Source organism: Microbacterium sp. CFBP 13617, from assembly GCF_014839445.1.
GTDB lineage: Bacteria > Actinomycetota > Actinomycetes > Actinomycetales > Microbacteriaceae > Microbacterium.
On sequence record NZ_JACYNW010000005.1, the window covers coordinates 226,329 to 249,414 of the forward strand.

Annotated in this window: 16 protein-coding genes, 1 tRNA gene and 2 pseudogenes; 6 read left to right on the top strand and 13 right to left on the bottom strand. The window is 71.0% G+C overall.

Features of this window, described 5'->3' with window-relative positions; genetic code table 11:
- Window positions 1-15: 15 nt before the first annotated feature.
- The 3 genes from IFU40_RS16380 to IFU40_RS16390 form a co-directional block, all read right to left on the bottom strand.
- Complete coding sequence (locus tag IFU40_RS16380) at window positions 16-819, bottom strand: DUF1206 domain-containing protein (protein WP_191926996.1); 804 nt, start codon at window positions 817-819, stop codon at window positions 16-18.
- Between the two features lie 16 nt (window positions 820-835).
- On the bottom strand, window positions 836-1,513 hold the full coding sequence (locus IFU40_RS16385) for a phosphatase PAP2 family protein (RefSeq protein WP_070408647.1): 678 nt from the start codon (window positions 1,511-1,513) through the stop codon (window positions 836-838).
- Between the two features lie 65 nt (window positions 1,514-1,578).
- Window positions 1,579-2,325 carry a TetR/AcrR family transcriptional regulator gene (locus IFU40_RS16390; RefSeq protein WP_342343549.1) on the bottom strand — a complete coding sequence of 249 codons (747 nt, stop codon included), beginning with the start codon at window positions 2,323-2,325 and terminating at the stop codon, window positions 1,579-1,581.
- Here IFU40_RS16390 and IFU40_RS16395 point away from each other — a divergent pair.
- From IFU40_RS16395 to IFU40_RS16405, 3 genes and pseudogenes are all read left to right on the top strand, one after another.
- Window positions 2,288-3,961: pseudogene (locus tag IFU40_RS16395) on the top strand (amidase); the annotation flags it as partial. The gene IFU40_RS16390 and the pseudogene IFU40_RS16395 overlap by 38 nt on opposite strands.
- A 364-nt stretch (window positions 3,962-4,325) precedes the next feature.
- Complete coding sequence (locus IFU40_RS16400; RefSeq protein WP_191926999.1) at window positions 4,326-7,202, top strand: aminotransferase; 2,877 nt, start codon at window positions 4,326-4,328, stop codon at window positions 7,200-7,202.
- Between the two features lie 62 nt (window positions 7,203-7,264).
- Window positions 7,265-8,293, top strand: a complete 1,029-nt coding sequence (locus tag IFU40_RS16405; RefSeq protein ID WP_249404292.1) for an agmatine deiminase family protein — start codon at window positions 7,265-7,267, stop codon at window positions 8,291-8,293.
- A 116-nt stretch (window positions 8,294-8,409) separates the two neighbouring features.
- Here the strand turns inward: IFU40_RS16405 and IFU40_RS16410 are convergent.
- Window positions 8,410-8,499 (bottom strand) — tRNA-Ser (locus tag IFU40_RS16410).
- Between the two features lie 263 nt (window positions 8,500-8,762).
- Here IFU40_RS16410 and IFU40_RS16415 point away from each other — a divergent pair.
- Window positions 8,763-9,716, top strand: a complete 954-nt coding sequence (locus IFU40_RS16415) for an L-lactate dehydrogenase (protein ID WP_070408651.1) — start codon at window positions 8,763-8,765, stop codon at window positions 9,714-9,716.
- Between the two features lie 460 nt (window positions 9,717-10,176).
- Window positions 10,177-11,544 carry a DNA repair protein RadA gene (gene radA, locus IFU40_RS16420; protein WP_070408652.1) on the top strand — a complete coding sequence of 456 codons (1,368 nt, stop codon included), beginning with the start codon at window positions 10,177-10,179 and terminating at the stop codon, window positions 11,542-11,544.
- 372 nt (window positions 11,545-11,916) lie between these two features.
- On the opposite strand, the gene IFU40_RS16425 is transcribed toward radA, so the two are convergent.
- The 6 genes from IFU40_RS16425 to IFU40_RS16450 form a co-directional block, all read right to left on the bottom strand.
- Complete coding sequence (locus IFU40_RS16425; RefSeq protein ID WP_055833399.1) at window positions 11,917-12,327, bottom strand: hypothetical protein; 411 nt, start codon at window positions 12,325-12,327, stop codon at window positions 11,917-11,919.
- A 93-nt stretch (window positions 12,328-12,420) separates the two neighbouring features.
- Window positions 12,421-13,137, bottom strand: a complete 717-nt coding sequence (locus IFU40_RS16430; RefSeq protein ID WP_191927000.1) for a GntR family transcriptional regulator — start codon at window positions 13,135-13,137, stop codon at window positions 12,421-12,423.
- Between the two features lie 25 nt (window positions 13,138-13,162).
- A complete protein-coding gene (locus tag IFU40_RS16435; RefSeq protein ID WP_191927001.1) occupies window positions 13,163-13,942 on the bottom strand; it encodes a 3-oxoacyl-ACP reductase in 780 nt (259 codons plus the stop codon).
- A gap of 81 nt (window positions 13,943-14,023) precedes the next feature.
- The gene (locus IFU40_RS16440) at window positions 14,024-15,379 is read right to left on the bottom strand and encodes an aldehyde dehydrogenase family protein (RefSeq protein ID WP_191927002.1); all 1,356 of its coding nucleotides are present in this window, start codon (window positions 15,377-15,379) and stop codon (window positions 14,024-14,026) included.
- Complete coding sequence (locus IFU40_RS16445; RefSeq protein ID WP_191927003.1) at window positions 15,376-16,170, bottom strand: gamma-glutamyl-gamma-aminobutyrate hydrolase family protein; 795 nt, start codon at window positions 16,168-16,170, stop codon at window positions 15,376-15,378. The genes IFU40_RS16440 and IFU40_RS16445 overlap by 4 nt, the downstream gene beginning before the upstream one ends.
- On the bottom strand, window positions 16,151-17,506 hold the full coding sequence (locus tag IFU40_RS16450) for a glutamine synthetase family protein (protein ID WP_191927004.1): 1,356 nt from the start codon (window positions 17,504-17,506) through the stop codon (window positions 16,151-16,153). The genes IFU40_RS16445 and IFU40_RS16450 overlap by 20 nt, the downstream gene beginning before the upstream one ends.
- 145 nt (window positions 17,507-17,651) lie before the next feature.
- Between IFU40_RS16450 and IFU40_RS16455 the strand changes: the two genes are divergently transcribed.
- On the top strand, window positions 17,652-19,193 hold the full coding sequence (locus IFU40_RS16455; RefSeq protein ID WP_070408656.1) for an amino acid permease: 1,542 nt from the start codon (window positions 17,652-17,654) through the stop codon (window positions 19,191-19,193).
- A 61-nt stretch (window positions 19,194-19,254) separates the two neighbouring features.
- Here the strand turns inward: IFU40_RS16455 and IFU40_RS16460 are convergent, their stop codons facing one another.
- From IFU40_RS16460 to IFU40_RS16465, 3 genes and pseudogenes are all read right to left on the bottom strand, one after another.
- Window positions 19,255-19,917, bottom strand: coding sequence for a hypothetical protein (locus IFU40_RS16460; RefSeq protein WP_191927005.1), 663 nt, complete (start codon window positions 19,915-19,917; stop codon window positions 19,255-19,257).
- Between the two features lie 45 nt (window positions 19,918-19,962).
- Window positions 19,963-20,514, bottom strand: coding sequence for an amino-acid N-acetyltransferase (locus IFU40_RS17325; RefSeq protein WP_446724828.1), 552 nt, complete (start codon window positions 20,512-20,514; stop codon window positions 19,963-19,965).
- A gap of 30 nt (window positions 20,515-20,544) precedes the next feature.
- A pseudogene (locus IFU40_RS16465) lies at window positions 20,545-22,998 on the bottom strand (ATP-dependent Clp protease ATP-binding subunit); the annotation flags it as partial.
- Window positions 22,999-23,086: the final 88 nt, after the last annotated feature.

Sequence of the window (23,086 nt, forward strand, 5' to 3'; positions counted from 1 at the left end):
CGGCGGAGCTGACCGTCACATCCGCGCGTAGCGCGCGCGGGCGAAGCAGAACAGGCCGTACACGATCAGCCCCGCGCCCACGAGCCACAGCACGACCTGGCCGAACGGCAGAGCGGCGAGCGAGCGCAGGGCGGCGTCGATCCCGCCCGCGGCGTTCGGGTCGTGCGTGACGGCGGCCACCACGAACAGCACACCCGCCACCCCCACGGCGACGCCCTTGGCGATGTATCCGACCGTGCCGAAGACCCGGATGCCGCGACCCGCGGTCCCCGCGGGGATCGACAGGTTCTTCGTGAAGGCGCGCGTGCACCCGCGCACGACGAACGCGACGCCGACGGCCGCGACCGCCACGCCGACGACGACCAGCAGGGCGACGCCGCCCGGCATCGCGAGGACGCGCGCGCTCAGAGTCTGCGACGACTCCGACGAGTCGGAGCTGCCGCCCATCGCCAGCGTCACCGCGGTCACCGCGATGGCCACGTACGCGATCGCGGTGCCGACGAACTTCGCGCGATGCGCCCAGCGCTTCTTGGCATCCGAGTCACGCTCGACGAAGGCCTCCGCGATCTGCCAGACGGCCAGGGCGGCGAGACCGACAGCGATCACCCAGAGCAGGGCGAGACCGGCGGGAGCATCGCGCACCTGCTGCAGGGCGCCGCTCTGGTCGGCGCTGTCACCTCCCCCACCGGTGGCGATGCCGACGGCGATCACGCCGATGAGCAGGTGGAGCAGTCCGAGCACGACGTAGCCGACGCGTGCGGCGGCCTCGAAAGCGCGGGAATCCTGGGCCTTGCCGGCAGCGGCGGATGCGGAGGTCATCCGCGAACGATAACGCTCACTCGCCCGTCGCGACCAGGCGTTGCGCTCGACGCACGCGCCACACCTCGACCAGCGCCCACACCAGGGTCGAGACCGCGATCCCCTCGAGCAGGCCCGCCGTCACGTCGGACAACCAGTGCGCGTGCAGGTACGTGCGGCTCCACATCATCGCCACGACCCACACCACCCCCGCCGCCCACACCCAGCCTCGGCGCAGGATCAGGCCGAGGACCACGGCGATGGTGGTCGCCACGGCGGTGTGCCCCGAGGGGAACGAGGTGGCCACGGTCTCGGCCAGCGAATCCGCGGGCCGGGCGCGGGCGATCACCGCGGCCAGCGGCGCCCCGATCAGCACGACCAGGGCGATGGAGGACGCGACGGCGAGCGCGTCCCAGGGGCGCCGCCGCAGCAAGAAGACGAGCGTGGTCGCGACCCCGATGACGATCATGCCGATCGTGCCGCCGACGATCGCGGGGATCCAGGCGACGATGACCGCGACCGGGTTCGCCAGGTCCGCCATCGCGTCGTCCCACCACTGGTCGATCGGCAGCGGCGCCGATCCGCTCAGCTCGACGGCGAAGCGGAGTCCGACGAAGAGCACCGCAGCGACGACACCCACCACGAGGGCGATCGGACGGCGGTGATCGACCCGCGGCCGGTCGGGCAGCAGGGCGGCGTCGGTGGTGGCATCCATCCCGGAATCGTCGCAGGTCCGATGCCGTGACGGCGAGGTCTTGCTCCGCGGCGTCGAACCACTCCTCAGTGCGGACGCGCCGAGGCGATGAGCATGTCGAGCCCCAGCTCGAACGCGCGGGTGGCGACCGGGTCGTCGGGATCTTCGTCGACGAGCGCGGCGAACGCGGCCGCGAAGCGCGGCACCGTCCCTTCCTGCCCGGTGGGATCGAACACCACGCTCGGGCCCGACATGTCGAGCACGCTGCCGAGGATGAACGACTCGAAGACCGTGAGCAGGGGGAGCAGGTCGCGCTGCGGCCACCCGACCGCCTCGGCGGCGACGGCGAAGTGCTCGTACCCGGCCAACAGCACCGGCGCCGACGCCCGCTCGGTCATGAGCAGGGGGATCGCCCGGGCGTGACGGGCGAACGCGCGGCGGTACGACCGCGCCCAGGCGCGCAGGCCCTCTTCCCAGGGGAGGTCGCGCAGCGGCGCGAAGTCGATGTGCTCCGACACCAGCGCCCGCACGTCTTCGACCATGGCCGCGCGGTTGGGCACGTGGTTGTACAGCGAGGCGGGGTTCACCCCGAGACGGGCGGCGACCCGGCGCACGCTGGCCCCGTCGGGGCCGTGACGGTCGACGAGCGCGAGCGCCGTGCGCGCGATGAGATCGCGGTTCAGCAGCGGGGTCGTGGGTCGAGCGATGGTGGCCTCCGGGGTTCGTCCCGAGCCTACGCATCGGGGTGTCGGAAAAGCCTGGTTCCCATAAAACAAACGGTGTATGTTTACCGCCATGACCACCGAGGCCTTCACCGTCGTCGAAGCGGACATCGACCGACTGCACGCCGCCCTCGACACCGGCGTCGTCACGAGTGTCGAGCTCGTCGCCCGCTACCTCAACCGCATCGGCGCCTACGACCGCTCGGGCATCCGCCTCAACGCCGTCCCCGTGCTCAACCCGCGCGTCTTCGGCGAGGCGCGCGCCGCAGACGCCCGCCGTGCCCGTGGCGAGCAGCGCGGCCGCCTCGACGGCATCCCCTTCACCGCGAAGGACAGCTACCGGGTCGAAGGCCTGCCCGTGGCATCCGGATCCCCCGCCTTCCGGAACCTCATCGCCCAAGACGACGCCTTCGCCATCGAGCGCCTCCGGGCCGCGGGCGCGGTGTTCCTCGGCCTGACCACCATGCCGCCGATGGCTGCCGGGGGCATGCAGCGCGGCGTCTACGGCCGCGCGGAGTCGCCCTACAACGGCGAGTACCTCACCTCGGCGTTCGGCTCCGGCTCGTCGAACGGCTCGGGCACGGCCACCGCGGCCAGTTTCGCCGCCTTCGGCCTGGGCGAGGAGACGTGGTCGTCGGGCCGCGCGCCGGCCTCGCACAACGCCCTCGTCGCCTACACCCCCTCGCGCGGCGTCATCTCGGTGCGCGGCAACTGGCCGCTCGTGCCCACCATGGACGTCGTCGTGCCGCACACCCGCTCGATGGCCGACCTGCGTCACGTCCTGGATGCCGTGATCGCCGACGACGCCGTGACCGAGGGCGACCTGTGGCGCACGCAGCCCTGGATCGCACTCCCGAGTCCCTCCGAGGTGCGCCCCGCCTCGTTCGCCGAGCTCGAGACCCCGCCGCTCGCGGGTCTGCGCTTCGCCGTGCCCCGCATGTACATCAACGGCGACCCCGACAACGCGATCCCCATCGCCACGCGCGCGAGCGTCATTCGGCTGTGGGAGTCCCTGCGCGCCGACCTCGAAGCCGCCGGCGCCGAGGTCGTCGAGACCGACTTCCCCGTCGTCGACCGCTACGAGAAGCTGCACGACCGAGACGAGGACTTCCTCGACCGCGGGTTCGTCACCCGCGAGTTCCTCGACGACGAGGTCGGCGACCTGGCGGTCTGGGCGATGGACACGTTCCTGCGTCAGAACGGCGACCCCGAGCTGCACCGCCTCGCCGACGCCGACGCCGCGCTCATCTTCCCCCCGCCGCCCGGCGCCCTGCACGACCGCTACGGCATCTGGCACTTCGACATCTCGTACGACATCGCCGACTACGTGCAGCGCGCCGGCAAGTGGGAGCCCGACTGGCGGGACGTCGCGAGCCTCGAGCAGGGCCTCCGGGGCCTCGAGCACACCCGCCGCGTCGACTTCGAGGACTGGCTCGAGGCCGAGGGCTTCGACGCCGTGATCTTTCCCACGCAGTCCGACGTCGGTCCCGCCGACGCCGACGTGAACCCCGCCTCGGCCGACATCGCGTGGCGCAACGGCGTCTGGGTCTCGAACGGCAACCTCGTGCCCCGCCACCTCGGCATCCCGACCGTCACGGTGCCGATGGGCACCATGTCCGACACGGGGATGCCGGTCGGCCTGACGATCGCCGGGCCCGCGTACAGCGACACCCGGCTCGTGCAGCTCGGCTCGGCGATCGCCGATCTCGGTCAGCGGCGCACCGCACCGCCGCGCACGCCCGCCCTGCCCGACGAGACCGTGTTCGCCGACCCGAAGCCGGCCGCGCAGGGCACGCTCTCGCTGCGCGTCGACGAGGTCTCGCTCGACGGTACGCTCGTGCGCTTCACCGCGATCGTGAGCGGTGGCCCCGCCGCCGACGTGGTCGCCTACGTCGACGGCATCCGCGTCGAGACGAGCCGCGAGGGCGACCGCGTGAGCGGCTCGACCGAGGTGGCTCCCGGCGCCTACGGTGAGGCCGTGAGCGAATGGGTCGCCCCATCCGGTCCGCTCGTCGTCGTCGTCGCCCGCGACGCGGCGGGCGCCGTGGCCGGCGCCGTCGCGACCACCCCGCACGCCTCTCTCTGACATCCCCGAGTCTCGAGGAATCGACATGACCACCGACACGACCGCCGTCTTCGACTACTTCTCGCAGGTCGATCTGCCCACCCCCACACTGTCCGACGACGAGGTGCGCCGTCTGTTCGCCGACGTCTTCGGCGTCGAGATCGACGTGCATGCCCTCGGCAGCCAGCAGGATCAGAACTTCCGCGTGTTCCCACGGGGCGAGAGCGATCCACTGGGCGTGCTGAAGCTCAGCAACCCCGTCTTCAGCGAGGCCGAGATCGACATGCAGGACGCCGCGGCCTCCCTCGTGGCCGAGCGCAGCCCGCACGTGCGCATCCCCCGGATCGTCGAGGGTCCGCGCGGCGTCATGTCCGCCTGGTGGGAGTCGTCGCAGGGCCGCATCCATGCCCGCGTGATCGAGAACATCTCGGGCCGCACCCTGAACGGCTCCGGGTACCTCTCCCCCACCGTCGTCGCGGCGCTGGGCACGCTCTCGGGCGCCGTGAGCCGCTCGCTCGCCGACTTCACCCACCCCGCCAGCGGCCGGGTGCTGCAGTGGGACCTGCGGCACGCCGGTCGCGTCATCGACACGCTGCTCCCCCTCGAACCCGACACCGAGGTGCGGGGCGTCGTACAGCGGGCCTCCGACGCCGCTCGTGCGGCGCTGGCCCCGGTGGCCGACGCCCTGCCGATGCAGGCCGGGCACTTCGACGTCACCGACGACAACGTGCTGCGCGCCGACGGCACGGTCGTGCCCGACGCGGTCATCGACTTCGGCGACGTGTGCACGTCGTGGCGCGTGGGCGAGATCGCGACGACCGTGTCGTCGGTGCTGCACCACGACGGCGCCTCCCCCGAGTCGGCGCTTCCCGCCATCCGCGCGTTCGACGAGCTGCGCGATCTCACCGACGACGAGATCACCGCACTCTGGCCGCTCGTCATCCTGCGCGGCGCCGTGCTCGTGCTCAGCGGCCGCGCCCAGGTGCGCCTCGACGAAGAGAACGCCTACGCCACCGACGGACTCGACCGCGAGTTCCGCATCCTCGTGCAGGCGGCATCGGTCCCCCTCCCGGTGATCACCGCCGCGACGCGCGCCGCCCTCGGTCGCCCCGCGCTCGACGCGCGCGGCTGGACGGGTCGGACCCTGCTGCCCTTCGCCTCGCCGCGGGTGGAAATCGATGCCACGACCGAATCGCCCCTGAACGACGCGGGAGCCTGGCTCGATCCGTCGACCCTGGATGCCGCGGCCCTCGACACCCTCGACGCCGGCGCCGCGATGGTCACCGTGCCCGCCGGGCGCGCGCAGCTCACCGGCACCGTCGACCCCCTGCCGTCGACGACGGCGACCATCCCGACGGGCGTCACGCTCTGGCTCGCCGAGTCGACCCTGCTCGCCCCCGGTGAGATCTCCGTCGACGGCGACACCCTCACCTGGGCCTCGGGCGACGAGACGGTGATCGTCAGCGGCATGCCCGGGGACTCGGCATCCGGGATCCTGCCCGCGCGCACCCGCCTCGTCGTCCGGCGTGCAGCCGACGGCGTCGTGCCGCCCGCGCGCGTCTCGCCCTCGCTGGCCGCGGCTTGGCGGAACGTCGCCGGCGACCCCGGCGAGGCCCTCGGCATCCCCACCGCGATCCCGGCCGACGACGACGTGCTCGCCCGACGGCACGAGGTGCTCGCCGAGGTGCAGGAGCACTACTACTCCGCTCCCCCGCGCATCGAGCGCGGCTGGCGCGAACACCTCATCGACGTCGACGGACGCGTGTACCTCGACATGGTGAACAACGTCGCGTCGGTGGGCCACGCCCACCCGCACGTCGTCGAAGCGGGCTCGCGGCAGATGCGCCTGCTCAACACCAACTCGCGCTTCCACTACCGCGCGATCACCGACTACGCCGACCGCCTGGCGGCGACGCTGCCCGACGGATTCGACACGGTGTTCCTCGTCAACTCCGGCTCCGAGGCCACCGACCTCGCCCTCCGCCTCGCGATGGCGGCGACCGGCCGCCCCGACATCGTCGCGATGCGCGAGGCGTACCACGGCTGGACCTACGCCAGCGATGCCGTGTCGACCTCGGTCGCCGACAACCCCTTCGCCCTCGACACGCGCCCCGCGTGGGTGCACACCGTCGACGCGGCCAACTCGTACCGCGGCCGGCACCGGGGGACGGATGCCGAGAACTACGCCCCCGAGGCCGTCGCCGTCATCGACGAGCTCGCGGCATCCGGTCGCGCGCCCGCGGGATTCATCGCCGAGACGTACTTCGGCAACGCCGGCGGCGTGGCCCTGCCCGAGGGGTACCTCACCGACGTCTACGCCGCGATCCGTCGCCACGGCGGCCTCGCGATCGCCGACGAGGTGCAGGTGGGCTTCGGCCGCCTGGGCGAGTGGTTCTGGGGCTTCCAGCAGCAGGGCGCCGTGCCCGACATCGTCGCGGTGGCGAAGTCGATCGGCGGCGGGCACCCGCTCGGGGCGGTCATCACGCGCCGAGAGATCGCCGACCGCTACCGCACGCAGGGGTACTTCTTCTCGTCCACCGGCGGCTCCCCCGTCTCGTCGGCGATCGGCCTGGCCGTGCTCGACGTCATCGAGAGGGAAGGCCTGCAAGAGAACGCGCGCGTCGTCGGCGCGCACCTCAAGGGCCGTCTCGAAGAACTCGCGCAGGCGCATCCGATCATCGGCACCGTGCACGGCTCGGGGCTGTACCTGGGTGTGGAGTTCGTGCGCGACCGCGAGACCCTCGAGCCCGCCTCGGCCGAAACCGCCGCCATCTGCGATCGCCTGCTCGAGCTCGGCGTCATCATGCAGCCCACCGGCGACTTCCAGAACGTCCTCAAGATCAAGCCGCCGCTGGTCATCACGCGCGCCTCGGTCGACGTCTTCGTCGACGCGCTGGATCGCGTGCTGACCACCGGTTTCTGACCGACCCCTCCGCGCGACCCGCGCGACCCGACACGACCGACCGACCGGCCAAGGAGCACGACATGTGGCGCATGCCCGCAGAATCCGCCCCGCACGAGCGCACGTGGATGGCGTTCCCCCGCGAGGGCATCACGCTCGGCGAGGGCGCCGAGACGCGCGAAGAGGGTTACCGCGCCTGGACTGACGTCGCCCACGCCGTCGCGCAGTTCGAACCGGTGAGCATGGTCGTCGACCCCACCGAGATGGCCCGCGCCCGCCGCATGCTCGACTCGTCGATCGAGATCGTCGAGGCCCCGCTCGACGAGTTCTGGATGCGCGACATCGGACCGACGTTCGTCGTCGACCCCGACCGCCCGGGGGTCCTCGGCGCCGTCGACTGGATCTTCAACGGGTGGGGCGCCCCCGACTGGGCCGAGTGGCAGACCTCGGCCGGCATCGCCCGCGTCGTCGCCGAGCATCTGAACGCCGAACGGATCGACTCGCTGCTCGTGGCCGAGGGCGGCGGACTGCACGTCGACGGCACCGGCACCGTGCTGCTCACCGAGACCGTGCAGCTCGACCCCCGCCGCAACCCCCACGCCGACCGCGCCCGCGTCGAGGCCGAGATGGCCCGCACCCTCGGAGCGACCGAGGCCATCTGGCTCTCGCGCGGCCTCACCCGCGACTACGACGACCTGGGCACCAACGGCCACGTCGACATCGTCGCCACGTTCGCCTCGCCCGAGCACGTGCTGCTGCACGAGCAGACCGATGCCGCGCACCCCGACTTCGAGGTCTCACGCCTCATCCGCGGCGAGCTCGAGACCGCCTTCGCGCGACTCGGCCGCACGGTCGCGATCACCGGAGTGCCCGCGCCGACGACGCTGCGCGACGGCCACGGGTGGGTCGACTGGAGCTACATCAACCACCTCGTCACCAACGACGGCGTCGTGCTGTGCGGCTTCGGCGACGAGGCCGCCGACGCACGCGCCAGCGAGATCATGGCCGACGCCTACCCGGGGCGGCGGGTGGTCACGGTCGACGCGCGTGCGATCTTCGCCCGCGGCGGCGGCATCCACTGCATCACCCAGCAGCAGCCGCGGGTGGGCTGACCGGGCGGGGATGGGGCGTCGGTTCTGCGCCGCGCTCGACACGTCGCCGGGGTCACCGCGACGTCGCGCAGGAATGACGAAGGCCCCGGATCCGTGAGGATTCGGGGCCTTCGTGGTGGCGGTGACGGTGGGATTTGAACCCACGGTAGGGGTGAACCTACACAACATTTCGAGTGTTGCACCTTCGGCCGCTCGGACACGTCACCGCCGAACAGCTTACGACACTCGACGGGATGCCGCGAATCCGAGCGGGTCGACGGGCCCTCGGCGTCGGCCCCGAGCCGAACTCCTGAGAAACCGGGCCGCCGACGCCCGCTACGGCGATGCGGTGCCCACCGCGCACCGCATCTCAGGACTTCGGCCCGGCCCGCGCCGCCACCGCCCGCACCGCCGAGCCCCCCGGCATCCGTTCGTCCACCGTCGAAGCACCCCCCTGGAACCGGTTCGCGACCGCTGCCAGGATCGGAGCATGAGCGTGATCGAGAACTCCAAGCTGACGGTTGTGGGCGCGGGAAGCGTGGGGGCGAGCGTGGCGTACGCGGCCCTCATCCGCGGATCGGCGCGGCACGTCGCGCTCTACGACATCGCCACCGAGAAGGTCGAGGCCGAGGTGCTCGACCTCGCCCACGGCACGCAGTTCACCGGCACCAGCGACATCACCGGCGGCAGCGACGTGTCGGTGGCCGAGGGGTCGCACGTCGTCGTCATCACGGCCGGCGCGAAGCAGAATCCGGGTCAGACCCGCACCGAGCTCGCCGCCACGAACGCCGGGATCATCCGCGAGATGATGCCGAAGCTGCTCGAGGTCGCACCGAACGCCGTCTACGTCATCGTCACGAACCCCTGCGACGTGCTCACGGTGCTCGCGCAGCAGGCGACCGGCCTGCCGACGCGCCGCATCTTCGCCTCGGGCACGGTGCTCGACACCTCGCGTCTGCGGTGGCAGCTCGCCCAGCGGGCGGGGGTCAGCACCGCGAGCGTGCACGCGTGGATCGTCGGCGAGCACGGCGACACCGAGTTCCCGTTGTGGTCGACCGCCACGATCGGATCCGTCCCCATCACCGAGTTCGAGCTGCCCGGAGGGGGCCGCTTCACCACGGAAGAGTTGGATGCCATCGCCGTCGACGTCCGCGATGCCGCGTACAAGGTCATCAAGGGCAAGGGGGCGACGAACTACGCGATCGGCTTGTCGAGCGCGCGCATCGTCGAGGCGATCCTGCGCGACGAGCACGCCATCCTCCCCGTGAGCACCGTGCTGCAGGACTTCCACGGCATCGACGGCATGGCCCTGTCGGTGCCGTCGATCGTCTCGGCCCGCGGCGCGGTGCCCCTCGCCGGCACGCCGTTCTCCGACGCCGAGCTCGGGCTTCTGCGCCGCTCGGCCGACGCGTTGACGACGGTGGCGGAGTCGCTGCGCGACTGACGCGGGGCTCTGCGGGGCGGGGCCGGGCGCGGGGCGCCGGGTCCGGCGCGGCGCGGCGGTTCGCGCATAAACGCTATCCCTGCGCATAAACGCTCTCTCACCGCGTTTACGCGCGGGAATGGCGTTTGTGCGTGGGGGCCGCCGGCAGCGGGGTACGGATGCCGCCCTGACCCAGCCCGCCGCCGCGCCCGGTCGGGCCACACCCGCCCCCGCCACACCCTCGCCCAGCCGAGCCCACGCCCCGCCAGGTCGCACCCCCGTCCGGTCGCACCCGGCCGCGCTACACCTCAAGCCCGGCGCGGCGCGACGACTCACCCATAAACGCTGTTCCTGCGCATAAACGCTCCCCCACCGCGTTTATGCACAGGAACGGCGTTTAGGCGAGCGGCCGCCCGACAGCAGATCCCGGATGCCGCGGCCCGGCGCCGGCGATGTCGGAGGCCCCGCGTAGCCTGATGCCATGGCATCCCGACGTCCCGCTGCAGCCCCCGCTCCGTACCGCTGCACCGAGTGCGGGTGGACGACGGTCAAGTGGGTCGGCCGATGCGGGGAGTGCCAGTCGTGGGGCACCGTGGTCGAGGCCGCCGAGCAGACGGGCATCGTCCGATCGATCGCTCCGGTCGCTCCGGGCGCGGCCCGGATGGCGCGGCGCATCACCGAGATCGACACGCAAGACGCCCCCCGGCGCACCAGCGGCGTCGGCGAGTTCGACCGCGTTCTGGGCGGCGGCATCGTTCCGGGTGCGGCGATCCTGCTCAGCGGAGAACCCGGCGTCGGTAAGTCGACGCTGCTGCTCGAGGTCGCCGCGCAAAGCGCCCGCGCGGGGCGCCGCGTGCTCTACGCCAGCGGTGAAGAATCCGCCGCCCAGGTGCGCCTGCGCGCCGAGCGCACCGGCGCGCTCCACGAAGAGCTGTTCCTCGCCGCCGAGACCGACCTGGCCACGATCCTCGGGCACATCGACCAAGTCGAGCCCGGCCTGCTCATCGTCGACTCGGTGCAGACGGTGTCCTCCTCACACAGCGACGGCGCCGCGGGTCAGCCGGCGCAGGTGCGCGAGGTCGCGTCGGCGCTCATCCGTGTCGCGAAAGAACGCGGGCTGCCCATCATCCTCGTCGGCCACGTCACCAAAGACGGCTCGATCGCCGGACCCCGCATCCTCGAGCACCTCGTCGACGTGGTCTGTCACTTCGAGGGCGACCGACAGACGTCGCTGCGCTTCGTGCGCGCGCTCAAGAACCGCTTCGGCCCCACCGACGAGGTCGGCTGCTTCGACATGACCGGCACCGGCATCTCCGAGGTGTCCGACCCGAGCGCCCTGTTCCTCGGGCACGGCGAACCCGAGCCGGGCACGTGCGTCACCATCGCGATGGAGGGCCGCCGCGCCCTGCCCGTCGAGATCCAGGCACTCGCCGTGCGCCAGACGGCACCCAACCCGCGGCGCATCGTGAACGGCGTCGACTCGTCACGCGTGGCGATGGTGCTCGCCGTGCTCGAGAGCCGCATGGGCCTCACCCTGTCCGACCGCGACGTGTATGTCTCGACCGTCGGCGGGGTGCGCCTGGTCGAGCCCGCGGCCGACCTCGCCATCGCCATCGCGGTGGCCAACGCCGTGAAGAACCGCAAGGTGTCGAAGCGCCTCGCCGCGATCGGCGAGTTGACTCTCACCGGCGAGATCCGCAACGTCACGCAGGCCGCGCAACGGGCGTCCGAAGCCAAGCGCCTGGGCTATCACACGGTGCTCGACGCCTCGTCGCGCAAGCTCGCGCAGGCGCTCAACGAACTGCAGGTGCGCGGCATGCCGCGCGACGACAGCGAACCGGGGTTCTGAGCCACACGGACCGACGCCGCGACGCCGCGGTCGAGGCGCCGCGATCTCGACGCCGCGCTCAGGCGCCGCGGTCGAGGTCACGCGACGGTGGGATCACGCTGCGCTGACCCGCGGACGACCCGAACCGGGCCGGGTGAGGGCGCGAAAGATCCCCCGGAACGACAAACCCGCGTGGTCGATCAGCGACCCGGAGGAGCGGCCCGCCGACGGCGGTGCGGCGACGTCATGCCCAGAACCGCGGGGATGACAAGTCCGGCGGCGCACACGGCACCGGCGATCAGGAACTCCATGTCCCCGAGTCTTGCACGCGCCCTTCACCCACGCGAGTCCGATACTTCACCCGTGAGCATGGGGCTGCTCCGCGCTGGGGTCTCAGGCGTCCAGCGCGGCGATCAGATCGGCGGGCGACGCTTGGATCGGGTGCGGCCCTGCGATGTCGAGGAACACCGAGGTGATGGCATCCTGGTGCGCTCCGAGGAACGCGCGCAGCCACTGCGGCGACTGCAGCGCCACGTGCGGCGGCAGCGTCTCGGGCTTGTGGGCGGCGTCGCTGAACAGCAGCAGTGCGATCTCGCCGGAGTCGGGGTCGCGGTACGTCCACACCTCGCCGACGTCGAGCGGGTTGTCGGGGTCTCCCGCACTCATCAGCGGAACCACCGTCGGGCCGTGCCGCAGGGCGAAGGCGATCGCCGCCATGTCCTGGGTCTGCAACGCATCGGTCAGCGCGGTGTTCTTGAAGTCCACGGCGACCTTCTTCCCCTTGCGCTTCTTGCCTCCGGCCATCCTCCGAGCCTAACCGCGGCTCCGCGGCCCCGCGGCGACGCGTCGCGGAACCGCACCGCGCGGCCGGGCGACTCGAGGCCGAAGCCCCGCTCGCTACGCCAGGAACCCGCGCAGCAAGGCCTCCGACCCGGCCAGGTGATCCCGCATCGCCGCGTGGGCGGCATCCGGTCTCCCCGCCAGGATCGCCGACACGATCGCCGCGTGCTGCGAGGTCGAGTGATCGATGTTGCGCGGCAGCAGGGGGAACGTGTCGAGCCAGGCGTTCACGCGCGCCCGGTTGTCGGCGACGAGGGGCACGAGCGAGGGGATGCCGGCGAACTCCGCGATCGTCAGGTGCAGCAGCGTGTCCAGGCGCCGGTAGTCCGCGCCGGAGGCCGTGGCCGCCGCCTCGTGCCGAGCCCAGAGCACATCGCGCTCGTCGGCCGACAGCGCGCGGCCCGCGGCGGCCCACGCCGCCCCGGTCTCGAGCACGCCGCGCAGCGCGATCACGTCGGCGAGCTCGGTCGGCGCCACCACCGCGGGCTCCGACGGACGCGGCACGGGGTCGATCACGAACGTGCCGCCGTAGCGTCCGCGCCGCGTCTCGAGCCACCCGGCGTCGGCCAGCTCGCGGATCGCCTCGCGCACGGTGTCGCGACTCACGCCGTACAGCGCGGCGAGCTCGCGCTCCGCCGGGAGGGACTCCCCGGGAGCGACCAGGCCGAGACGAACGGTCTGCACGATGCGCGCCGTGGTGTCTTCGAGCGCGTTGCCGCTGCGCACCGGCCGGTACACGGCTCGGCGCAGGTCGTCGAGCGGCGCGTCTGTCACCGTCTCAGCCTGTCATGTCACCGGTTCACAGGGGCGTGACGTAGGCGTTGGTGATTCCCCCGTCGACGACGAACGCCGTCGCGGTGATGAACGACGCGTCGTCGGATGCCAGGAAGGCCACCGCCGCGGCCATCTCGTCGGGCTCCGCGAACCTCCCCATCGGCACGTGCACGAGCCGACGCTGCGCCCGCTCGGGGTCTTTGGCGAACAGCTCCTGCAGCAGCGGGGTGTTGACGGGTCCGGGGCACAGGGCGTTCACGCGGATGCCCTGGCGGGCGAACTGCACGCCGAGCTCGCGGGTCATGGCGAGCACGCCGCCCTTCGACGCCGTGTACGAGATCTGCGAGGTCGCCGAGCCGAGCAGCGCCACGAACGACGCCGTGTTGATGATCGACCCCCGGCCGGCGGGCACCATGTGCCGCAGGGCGGCGCGCGAGCACAGGTAGACGCTCTTCAGGTTGACGTCTTGCACGCGGTCCCATGCGGGCAGCTCTGTCGTCTCGATCGAGTCGTCGTCGGCGGGCGAGATGCCGGCGTTGTTGAACGCGATGTCGACGCTGCCGAGGTCGGCGGCCACGCCGTCGAAGAGGGCGTCGACCGATGCCTCGTCGGCCACGTTGACCTGACGGAAGACGCCGCCGACCTCGGCGGCGGCCGCGGTGCCGGTGGTCTCGTCGAGGTCGGCGATCACGACGCGCGCGCCTTCCGCGGCGAAGCGGCGCGCGGTGGCGAGGCCGATGCCGCTCGCGCCGCCCGTGACGATGGCGACGCGGCCGCCGAGACGCTGGGTGAGGTCGATGGTCATTGCGGGTGGTTCCTTTCGAGCGGTACCGCGTCCCCCTGTCTGTTCGGGGGCAAGTGGGGAATGGGGGTCAGGGTGACGGGTTCACTCGGTGGCGTAGAACACGTTCTTCACCTCGGTGAAGTGCTCGGCGGCATCGGGACCCAGCTCGCGACCGAGGCCCGATGCCTTCATGCCGCCGAAGGGCGTCGAGTACCGCACCGAGGAGTGCGAGTTCACCGACAGCACGCCGCTGCGGACGGCGCGGGACACCCGGATGCCACGGCCCAGGCTCTCGGTCCAGATCGAGCCCGCGAGGCCGTACGCGCTGTCGTTGGCGAGTCGGATGGCATCCGCCTCGTCGTCGAAGGGCAGCACGGCCAGGACCGGACCGAACACCTCCTCGCGAGCGACGCGGTCGCCGGGCTGCGCCAGCACCACGGCCGGAGCGAACCAGAAGCCGTCGCCCTCGGGCGCGGATCCCCGGAACGCCACGTCGGCCCCGTCGAGGAACCCCTGCACGCTGGAGCGGTGCGAGGCCGAGATGAGCGGCCCCATCTGGGTGTCCTCCCGCGTCGGGTCGCCGACCTTCCAGGCCGACACGGCGGGCTCGAGCAGCTCGAGGAACCGGTCGAAGACGCTCCGCTGCACGAGCAGGCGGCTGCGGGCGCAGCAGTCCTGCCCCGCGTTGTCGAACACGGAGCCCGGGACGCCGGCCGCCGCCTTCTCGAGGTCGGCGTCGGCGAAGACGAGGTTCGCGCTCTTGCCGCCGAGCTCGAGGGTCACCGGTTTGAGCATTCGCGCGCACCCGGCGGCCACCTCGGTGCCGACCTCGGTCGAGCCGGTGAAGACGACCTTGTGCACGTCGGGATGCGACACGAAGCGCTGGCCCACGACCGAGCCCGAGCCGACCACGACGCGGAAGAGCCCCTCGGGCAGCCCGGCCTCGAGCGCCAGCTCGCCGAGCCGGATCGCCGTCAGCGGGGTGAGCTCGGCCGGCTTGAGCACGACGGCGTTTCCCGCGGCGAGCGCCGGCGCGAAGCCCCAGGCGGCGATGGTCATGGGGAAGTTCCACGGCACGATGATCCCGACCACGCCGTAGGGCTCGTGGTAGGTCACGTCGAGCCCTCCGGCGACCGGGATCTGCGACCCGATCAGGCGTTCCGGCGCCCCGGCGTAGTAGTTGAGCACCTGGGCGACGTGCTGCGCCTCCCAGCGGGCCGAGCCGATCGGGTGGCCCGAGTTCTTCACCTCGAGCGCGGCGAGCTCGTCGACGTGCGCCTCGACGACCCCGGCGAACGACCGCAACGCGTCGGCGCGGGCGACGGGGGCGAGGGCTGCCCACGCGCGCTGGGCGCGCACGGCGTCGGCGACGGCGGCATCCACCTCGGCGAGATCGGCGCGCTCGAGGGTCGTGATCGGCGACCCGGTCGAGGGGTCGGTGACGGTGAACGTGCTCATGCGAGAGCTCCCTGGTGCTCGGAGGTGGAGATGTCGGCGCCGGAACGCGCGGCGCGATACGCCGCCGCCGCGGCGACGAGTCCGAGGAACAGCCGCCGGTCTTCGGCGTTCTCCTCGGGATGCCACTGCACGGCCACGAGGTAGTCGTCGCCCTCGGCCTCGACGGCCTGCACGAGTCCGTCGTCGGTGCGCGCCGTCACCCGCAGGCCCGCGCCCAGCCGGTCGACGCCCTGGTGGTGGTAGCTGTGGACGGTAAGCGCTCCGGCGCCGACGAGACCGGCGAGTCGGGTCGAGGCATCCACCTCGACGACGTTCTCGGCGAAGACGCCTCCGCCCACGCGGTACCGCTCGGTGCCGAGGGCCTCGGGAAGGTGCTGGTGGAGCGTGCCGCCGAGGGCGACGTTGAGAAGTTGCAGCCCCCGGCAGATGCCGAAGATGGGGATGCCGCGCTCCCGCGCCCCCGCGAGGAGTGCGAGTTCCCAGGCGTCGCGGTCTGCGCGCGCCGGGTCGGTGAGCGGGTGACGTTCGGCGCCGTAGAGCTCGGGCTGCACGTCGAGGCCCCCGGTGAGGATGAGGCCGTCGAGCCCGTCGAGCACGGCGGCGGCCGCCCGCTCGGGGCGCGGCTGCGGCGGCAGCAGCACGGCGCTGGCCCCCGAGGCGGTGACGGAGTCGAAGTACTGCTGCGGCAGGAACGATGCCCGCACGTCCCACACGCCCTGCTTCGCTCGCTCCAGGTAGGTCGTGAGCCCGACGACGGGTGTCCGGGTCGGATCAGAGGCGCTCGAAACCACGCACCCGCTCCCAATCGGTCACGGCGGCGTCGAAGGCCTCGACCTCGATGCGCGCCTGGTTGAGGTAGTGCTCGACGACGTCGTCGCCGAAGGCGGCGCGGGCGATCGTCGACGCGCGGAACAGCTCCGCCGCTTCCCGCAGGGTCGTCGGCAGCGTGTCGACGCCCGAGGTGTAGGCGTTGCCCGAGAGGGGCTCGGGCAGCGGCAGCTCGTTCTCGATGCCGTACAGGCCGCCGGCGATGATCGCCGAGATGGCGAGGTAGGGGTTCACGTCTCCGCCGGGCACGCGGTTCTCGACCCGCAGCGATGAGCCGTGGCCGACGACGCGGAGCGCGCACGTGCGGTTGTCGACGCCCCAGGCCACCCCGGTGGGCGCGAACGAGCCCAGTGCGAAACGCTTGTACGAGTTGATCGTCGGCGCGTACAGCAACGTGAATTCGCGCAGGGTCGCCAAAATGCCGGCGATCCAGTGCTCCATGAGGGGGCTGAAGCCGTGCGCGCCGTCGCCCGCCATCACGGCGTCGCCGCCGTCGCCGCGGACCGACAGGTGGATGTGGCAGCTGTTGCCCTCGCGCTCGTTGAACTTGGCCATGAACGTCAGCGACTTGCCGTGGCGGTCGGCGATCTCTTTCGCGCCGTTCTTGTAGATCGTGTGGTTGTCGGCGGTCTCGAGCGCTTCGGCGTAGCGGAAGGCGATCTCCTGCTGGCCGAGGTTGCACTCGCCCTTCACGCCCTCGCAGTACATGCCCGCGCCGTCCATGCCGAGGCGGATGTCGCGCAGCAGCGGCTCCAGCCGCGTGGTGGCGAGCAGGTTGTAGTCGACGTTGTAGTCGGTCGAGGCGCGCAGGCCCGTGTACCCCTTGCCCCAGGCTTCGCGGAAGGAGTCGTCGAAGACGATGAACTCCAGCTCCGTGCCCGCGTAGGCGGTGAGTCCCCGCTCCGCCAGACGCGCGCGTTGGGCGTTCAGGATGCCGCGGGGCGACTGCCCGACGTGCTGACGGTCCCCCCACGCGAGATCCGCCATCACCAGCGCCGTGCCCGGCTGCCAGGGGAGGCGGCGGAGCGTGTCGAGGTCGGGGACCAGCAACATGTCGCCGTAGCCCGTCTCCCAGCTCGACATGGCGTAGCCGTCGACGGTGTTCAGGTCGACGTCGACCGACAGCAGGTAGTTGCAGGCCTCGGCCCCGTGGGGCAGTACCTCGTCGCGCCAGAAACGCGCCGCGACGCGCTTGCCGACGAGGCGGCCCTGCGCATCGGGGAAGGCCACGACGACCGTGTCGATCTCGCCGGCCTCGATCGCGGCATCCAGTTCTGCGGTGGTGAGATTGCCCGCCATGGTGTCCCTCTCGCCTGCTCGTCGGCCTCGCGTGCGGAGGTCGTAACGAGGAACTTACACGCCAAAGGTAGACAGGTCGACCAATAGAAGGCCATGATTCTGCGCAGGCGCTCCTGAAGCCTGCCCGTTACCGTCTGGAGGCCCTATGTCCACCTCGAGCAGTTCCCGCAGAAAGGTCGCCGGCGCCACCTATACGGCGACCGACTCCACGTACTTCGAGAAACGCACCCTGAAACGTTCGGCCGGCGTCTGGGGGCTGTGGGGCCTCGCGGTCGCCGCCGTCATCTCGGGCGACTTCTCGGGGTGGAACTTCGGCGTCGCCAACGCCGGCTTCGGCGGCATGCTCATCGCCTTCGTGGTGCTCGTGGTCATGTACTACGGGCTGACGTTCTCGATCGGCGAGATGGCTGCCGCCATGCCCCACACCGGCGGCGCGTACTCGTTCGCGCGATCCGCGATGGGCCCCTGGGGCGGCCTGGCCACGGGCCTCGCCGAGACCATCGAGTACGTCGCCACGACGGCGGTCGTCGTGTACTTCTCCGGCCAATACGCCGACTCGGCGCTGGAGTTGCTCACCGGCGTGAGCCTGCCCGCGTTCGTGTGGTGGATCATCCTCTACGCGCTCTTCATCGCCCTCAACGCCGCCGGCGCGAACATCTCGTTCGGCTTCGCGATCGTCGTGTCGATCATCTCGATCGGCATCATCGTGGTCTTCGGCGTGATGTCGCTGGTCACGGGGGCGTTCGACTGGGCCTCGCTGTGGAACATCGTCCCGGATGCGGGGCAGACCGAGTTCCTCCCCCACGGCGTCGGGGCGATCCTGCTGGCCCTCCCCTTCGCCATGTGGTTCTTCCTCGGCATCGAGGAGCTGCCGCTGGCCGCCGAAGAGTCGCACGACCCCGCTCGCGACATCCCGCGGGCCGGCCTCTGGGCCCGAGGGACGCTCATCGTCACGGGTCTCATCGTGCTGTTCCTCAACACCGGGGTGCTCGGAGCCGAAGAGACCGGGACCTCCGTCGAACCCCTGCTCGACGGCTTCCGCGCGATGGTCGGCGACCAGGCCGCGGCGCTCCTGTCGCTGCTCGCCCTCGTCGGGCTCCTCGCGTCGCTGATGGGCATCATGTTCGCCTACGGCCGCAACATGTACTCGCTCTCGCGCGCCGGTTACTACCCGCGCTGGCTCTCTCTCACCGGTGCTCGCAAGACCCCGTGGGTGGCCCTCGTGTTCGGCGCGGTGCTGGGCTTCTTCGCCCTGGTGATCGTGCAGGCCGCGGGAGGAGACGCCAGCCCCGCCGGCGCGATCGTGCTGAACATCGCCGTCTGGGGCGCGGTGCTCGCGTACTTCCTGCAGATGGTCTCGTTCATCGTGCTCCGCAAGAAGTTCCCGAACGCGGTGCGTCCGTACAAGAGCCCGTGGGGCCTGTTCGGGGCCTACTCCGCGGCGATCATCGCCGCCGTCGTCTTCTTCGGCCTACTGCTGAACTCGGCCTACCTGCTGGCGATCGTCGCGATCATCGTGGTCTACGCGGTGATCTTCGTCGCCTTCGCCGTCTACGGCCGTCACCGCCTCGTGCTCTCGCCCGAGGAGGAGTACGCCCTCTCCGGCGGTCTGCACGGCGACCCGCAGAAGGAGGGCTACGACGCCCTGCAGGGCGAGGTGTTCGGCAAGGATTCCCCGCGCAGCTGACCCGGTGATGACGGAGGGGTGGATGCCATGGCATCCACCCCTCCGTTCGTCGCTGTGCGCGTCACTGCAGGACGAACGACGCCGTCCCGGCCGACGGGATGCCGCCGATCGACACGCTCAGGTGGTAGGTGGCTCCGCTGCCCGGCGCGTACGGCCGCTCGCTCTCGCACGAGCTGACCGAGGAACGCGTGCGGTCCCAGGTGAGGGGCGCCGAGCTCGTGACGGTCTGGCCGGCGGCGAGGGTGACCTCGAGATCGCTCGGCTCGGACTGGCAGTCGGTGGAGCGCCACCACACGTCGGAGCCGCTCGTCACGGTGAACGACTGCGCGCTCGTTCCGACGTTCATGGTGCAGGCGTTCGCCGACGAGTTGGTGAGGCGGATCGAGAGCTGCGGGTTCTCACCCTGCGCGTACTCGGCCTTGTCCGACAGCGCTTCGACCGAGATGTCGGCCGCGGTGCACTCGACCGGCCCCGACGACACGCTCTGCGTCGGGGTGGAACTCGGAGCCGCCGCGCCCGGCGGAGCAGCCGACGAGACGGCGGGGTCGGGGGAACTCTCGGCGGTGGCAGGCGTCTCTTCGGCCGTCGGGGCGGCGCGCCAGGGCGGAGCCGCGACGAGCCACACGACGAGGCCGATCACGATCAGGGCGAAGAGCCCTGCCGCGAGACGACGTCGACGATAGACCGCCGGGGACTGCCTCCGCCTTCGGGGGGCATCGGTCATGGTTCCAGGGTAGGCGTCACGGCTGAGTCCCCGCCCACGGCGCGCTCAGAGCTGCTTGAGCATGCGCGTGTTGCCCAGGGTGTTGGGCTTGACGTGCGCGAGGTCGAGGAACTCCGCGACGCCCTCGTCGGGACTGCGCACGAGCTGCGAGTACACGTCGGGGTCGACCACCTGCTCGCCGATCTCGGCGAACCCCCGACGCGTGAAGAAGTCGACCTCGAAGGTCAGGCAGAACAGGCGGCTGACGCCCAGCTCGCGCGCCCGCTCCTCGAGCATCTCGACGATGGCCCGCCCCACACCGTGATGCAGCCACTCGTCGTGAACGATGAGGGTGCGCACCTCACCCAGGTCTTCCCACATGACGTGCAGGGCGCCGCAGCCGATGACGACGCCATCGGCCTCGGCCACGACGAACTGCTGCACCGACCCGTAGAGCACCACGAGGTCTTTGCCGAGCAGGATGCGCTTCTGCACGAACGGCTCGAGCAGTTCGTGGATGCGTCGCACGTCGGCGGTACCGGCGGGGCGGACGACGAACGGCGCGGAAGAGGTCATCGACCCAGCGTACGCCGCGACGACGAAGGGCCCGGGTGCCATGGCATCCGGGCCCTCGTCTTTTATGCGATNGCCGCGGGGGGCGGTCTCGAACGCGAACTGACCGTTCTCGACGGTGACCTTGACGTGGTCTCCCGCCTCGAGCTCGCCGTGCAGGATCTTCTCGCTGAGACGGTCCTCGACCTCGCGCTGCATGGCGCGACGGAGCGGTCGCGCACCGAGGGTCGGGTCGAAGCCGATCTCGATGAGCTTGTCCTTCGCGTCGTCCGACAGCTCCACCGTCATGTCGCGGTCGAGCAGACGGTCGGCCAGGCGCTTGACGAACAGGCCGACGATCTGGCGAAGCTCGGGCTTGCTCAGCTGCGGGAAGACGATGACGTCGTCGACACGGTTGAGGAACTCGGGCTTGAAGTGGCGCTTGAGCTCTTCGTCGACCTTGCCCTTCATCCGTTCGTACGACGTCTGGGCGTTGCCCTCGACCTGGAAGCCGACCGGGCCTCCGGCGATCGCCGACGAACCGAGGTTCGTCGTCATGATGATCACGGTGTTCTTGAAGTCGATGACGCGACCCTGACCATCGGTCAGGCGACCCTCTTCGAGGATCTGCAGCAGCGAGTTGAAGATGTCGGGGTGGGCCTTCTCGATCTCGTCGAAGAGCACGACCGAGAACGGCTTGCGGCGCACCTTCTCGGTGAGCTGGCCGCCCTCTTCGAATCCGACGAACCCGGGAGGGGCACCGAATAGACGCGAGACGGTGTGCTTCTCACCGAACTCGCTCATGTCGAGCGAGATCAACGCGCCCTCGTCGTCGAAGAGGAACTCGGCGAGCGCCTTGGCGAGCTCGGTCTTTCCGACACCCGTGGGGCCGGCGAAGATGAACGAGCCCGAGGGACGCTTGGGGTCCTTGAGGCCCGCGCGCTGACGTCGGATCGTGCGCGACAGGGCCGCGATCGCCTCTTCCTGGCCGACGACGCGCTGGTGCAACGCCTTCTCCATGAACATGAGCCGGCTGGACTCTTCTTCGGTGAGCTTGAACACCGGGATGCCGGTCGCCTGGGCGAGCACCTCGGCGATCAGACCCTCGTCGACCACCGCGTGCGAGGCGACGTCGCCGGAGCGCCACTGCTTCTCGAGGCGCAGGCGCTCGGCGAGGAGGGACTTCTCCTCATCACGCAGCGACGCGGCCTTCTCGAAGTCCTGCTCCTCGGAGGCCAGCTCCTTCTGCTCGCGGACCTTGGCGATCTTCTCGTCGAACTCGCGCAGCTCGGGCGGCGACGACAGGATCGACAGACGCAGGCGGGCGCCGGCCTCGTCGATCAGGTCGATGGCCTTGTCGGGCAGGAAGCGGTCGCTGATGTAGCGGTCGGCGAGGTTGGCCGCCGCGACGATCGCGCCGTCGGTGATCTGCACCTTGTGGTGCGCCTCGTACCGGTCGCGCAGCCCCTTCAGGATGTTGATCGAGTGGGGCAGGCTCGGCTCGGCCACCTGGATCGGCTGGAAGCGGCGCTCGAGAGCGGCGTCCTTCTCGAAGTGCTTGCGGTACTCGTCGAGCGTGGTGGCACCGATGGTCTGGAGCTCGCCGCGGGCGAGGAGGGGCTTGAGGATCGACGCGGCGTCGATCGCGCCCTCGGCGGCACCCGCACCCACGAGGGTGTGGATCTCGTCGATGAAGACGATGATGTCGCCGCGCGTGCGGATCTCTTTCGTGACCTTCTTCAGGCGCTCTTCGAAGTCGCCGCGGTAGCGGGACCCGGCGATGAGCGAACCGAGGTCGAGCGAGTAGACCTGCTTGTCCTTGAGCGTCTCGGGCACGTCGCCCTTGACGATGGCCTGCGCGAGGCCCTCGACGACCGCCGTCTTACCCACACCGGGCTCACCGATGAGGACGGGGTTGTTCTTCGAGCGACGCGACAGGATCTGCATCACGCGCTCGATCTCTTTCTCGCGCCCGATGACGGGGTCGAGCTTGTTGTCGCGCGCGGCCTGCGTGAGGTTGCGACCGAACTGATCGAGCACGGCCGAGCCGCCCTGCGTGCCGGTCGAGGTCTGCTCGCCGGCACCCGAGGCGACGCCCGCGGGCTCCTTGCCCTGGTAGCCCGAGAGCAGCTGGATGACCTGCTGGCGCACCTTGTTCAGGTCGGCGCCGAGCTTGACGAGCACCTGGGCTGCGACACCCTCGCCCTCGCGGATGAGACCGAGCAGGATGTGCTCGGTCCCGATGTAGTTGTGGCCGAGCTGCAGCGCTTCGCGCAGAGACAGCTCGAGGACCTTCTTCGCACGCGGCGTGAAGGGGATGTGGCCGGTCGGCTGCTGCTGCCCCTGGCCGATGATGTCCTGCACCTGCTCACGGACGGCGTCGAGCGAAATGCCCAGCGACTCCAGCGCCTTGGCAGCCACGCCCTCACCCTCGTGGATGAGGCCCAGAAGGATGTGCTCGGTGCCGATGTAGTTGTGGTTCAGCATCTTCGCCTCTTCTTGGGCGAGCACCACTACACGACGAGCACGATCGGTGAATCGTTCGAACATCCTCAGTCCCTCCAAAAATGGGCTGACAGGCACGCCTCCGCGCGCCGTACATCGAGAGTAACCAGCGGCCGGATGCCGGGGACCCATG

What these genes read in the sequence shown, in the direction of transcription:
- IFU40_RS16380 (WP_191926996.1), bottom strand. Translation starts at nt 819, where the DNA reads ATGACCTCCGCATCCGCCGCTGCCGGCAAGGCCCAGGATTCCCGCGCT.
- IFU40_RS16385 (WP_070408647.1), bottom strand. Translation starts at nt 1,513, where the DNA reads ATGGATGCCACCACCGACGCCGCCCTGCTGCCCGACCGGCCGCGGGTC.
- IFU40_RS16390 (WP_342343549.1), bottom strand. Translation starts at nt 2,325, where the DNA reads ATGTCCGCTTCGACGACGGTGAAGGCCTCGGTGGTCATGGCGGTAAAC.
- IFU40_RS16400 (WP_191926999.1), top strand. Translation starts at nt 4,326, where the DNA reads ATGACCACCGACACGACCGCCGTCTTCGACTACTTCTCGCAGGTCGAT.
- IFU40_RS16405 (WP_249404292.1), top strand. Translation starts at nt 7,265, where the DNA reads ATGTGGCGCATGCCCGCAGAATCCGCCCCGCACGAGCGCACGTGGATG.
- IFU40_RS16415 (WP_070408651.1), top strand. Translation starts at nt 8,763, where the DNA reads ATGAGCGTGATCGAGAACTCCAAGCTGACGGTTGTGGGCGCGGGAAGC.
- radA (WP_070408652.1), top strand. Translation starts at nt 10,177, where the DNA reads ATGGCATCCCGACGTCCCGCTGCAGCCCCCGCTCCGTACCGCTGCACC.
- IFU40_RS16425 (WP_055833399.1), bottom strand. Translation starts at nt 12,327, where the DNA reads ATGGCCGGAGGCAAGAAGCGCAAGGGGAAGAAGGTCGCCGTGGACTTC.
- IFU40_RS16435 (WP_191927001.1), bottom strand. Translation starts at nt 13,942, where the DNA reads ATGACCATCGACCTCACCCAGCGTCTCGGCGGCCGCGTCGCCATCGTC.
- IFU40_RS16440 (WP_191927002.1), bottom strand. Translation starts at nt 15,379, where the DNA reads ATGAGCACGTTCACCGTCACCGACCCCTCGACCGGGTCGCCGATCACG.
- IFU40_RS16450 (WP_191927004.1), bottom strand. Translation starts at nt 17,506, where the DNA reads ATGGCGGGCAATCTCACCACCGCAGAACTGGATGCCGCGATCGAGGCC.
- IFU40_RS16455 (WP_070408656.1), top strand. Translation starts at nt 17,652, where the DNA reads ATGTCCACCTCGAGCAGTTCCCGCAGAAAGGTCGCCGGCGCCACCTAT.
- IFU40_RS16460 (WP_191927005.1), bottom strand. Translation starts at nt 19,917, where the DNA reads ATGACCGATGCCCCCCGAAGGCGGAGGCAGTCCCCGGCGGTCTATCGT.
- IFU40_RS17325 (WP_446724828.1), bottom strand. Translation starts at nt 20,514, where the DNA reads ATGGCACCCGGGCCCTTCGTCGTCGCGGCGTACGCTGGGTCGATGACC.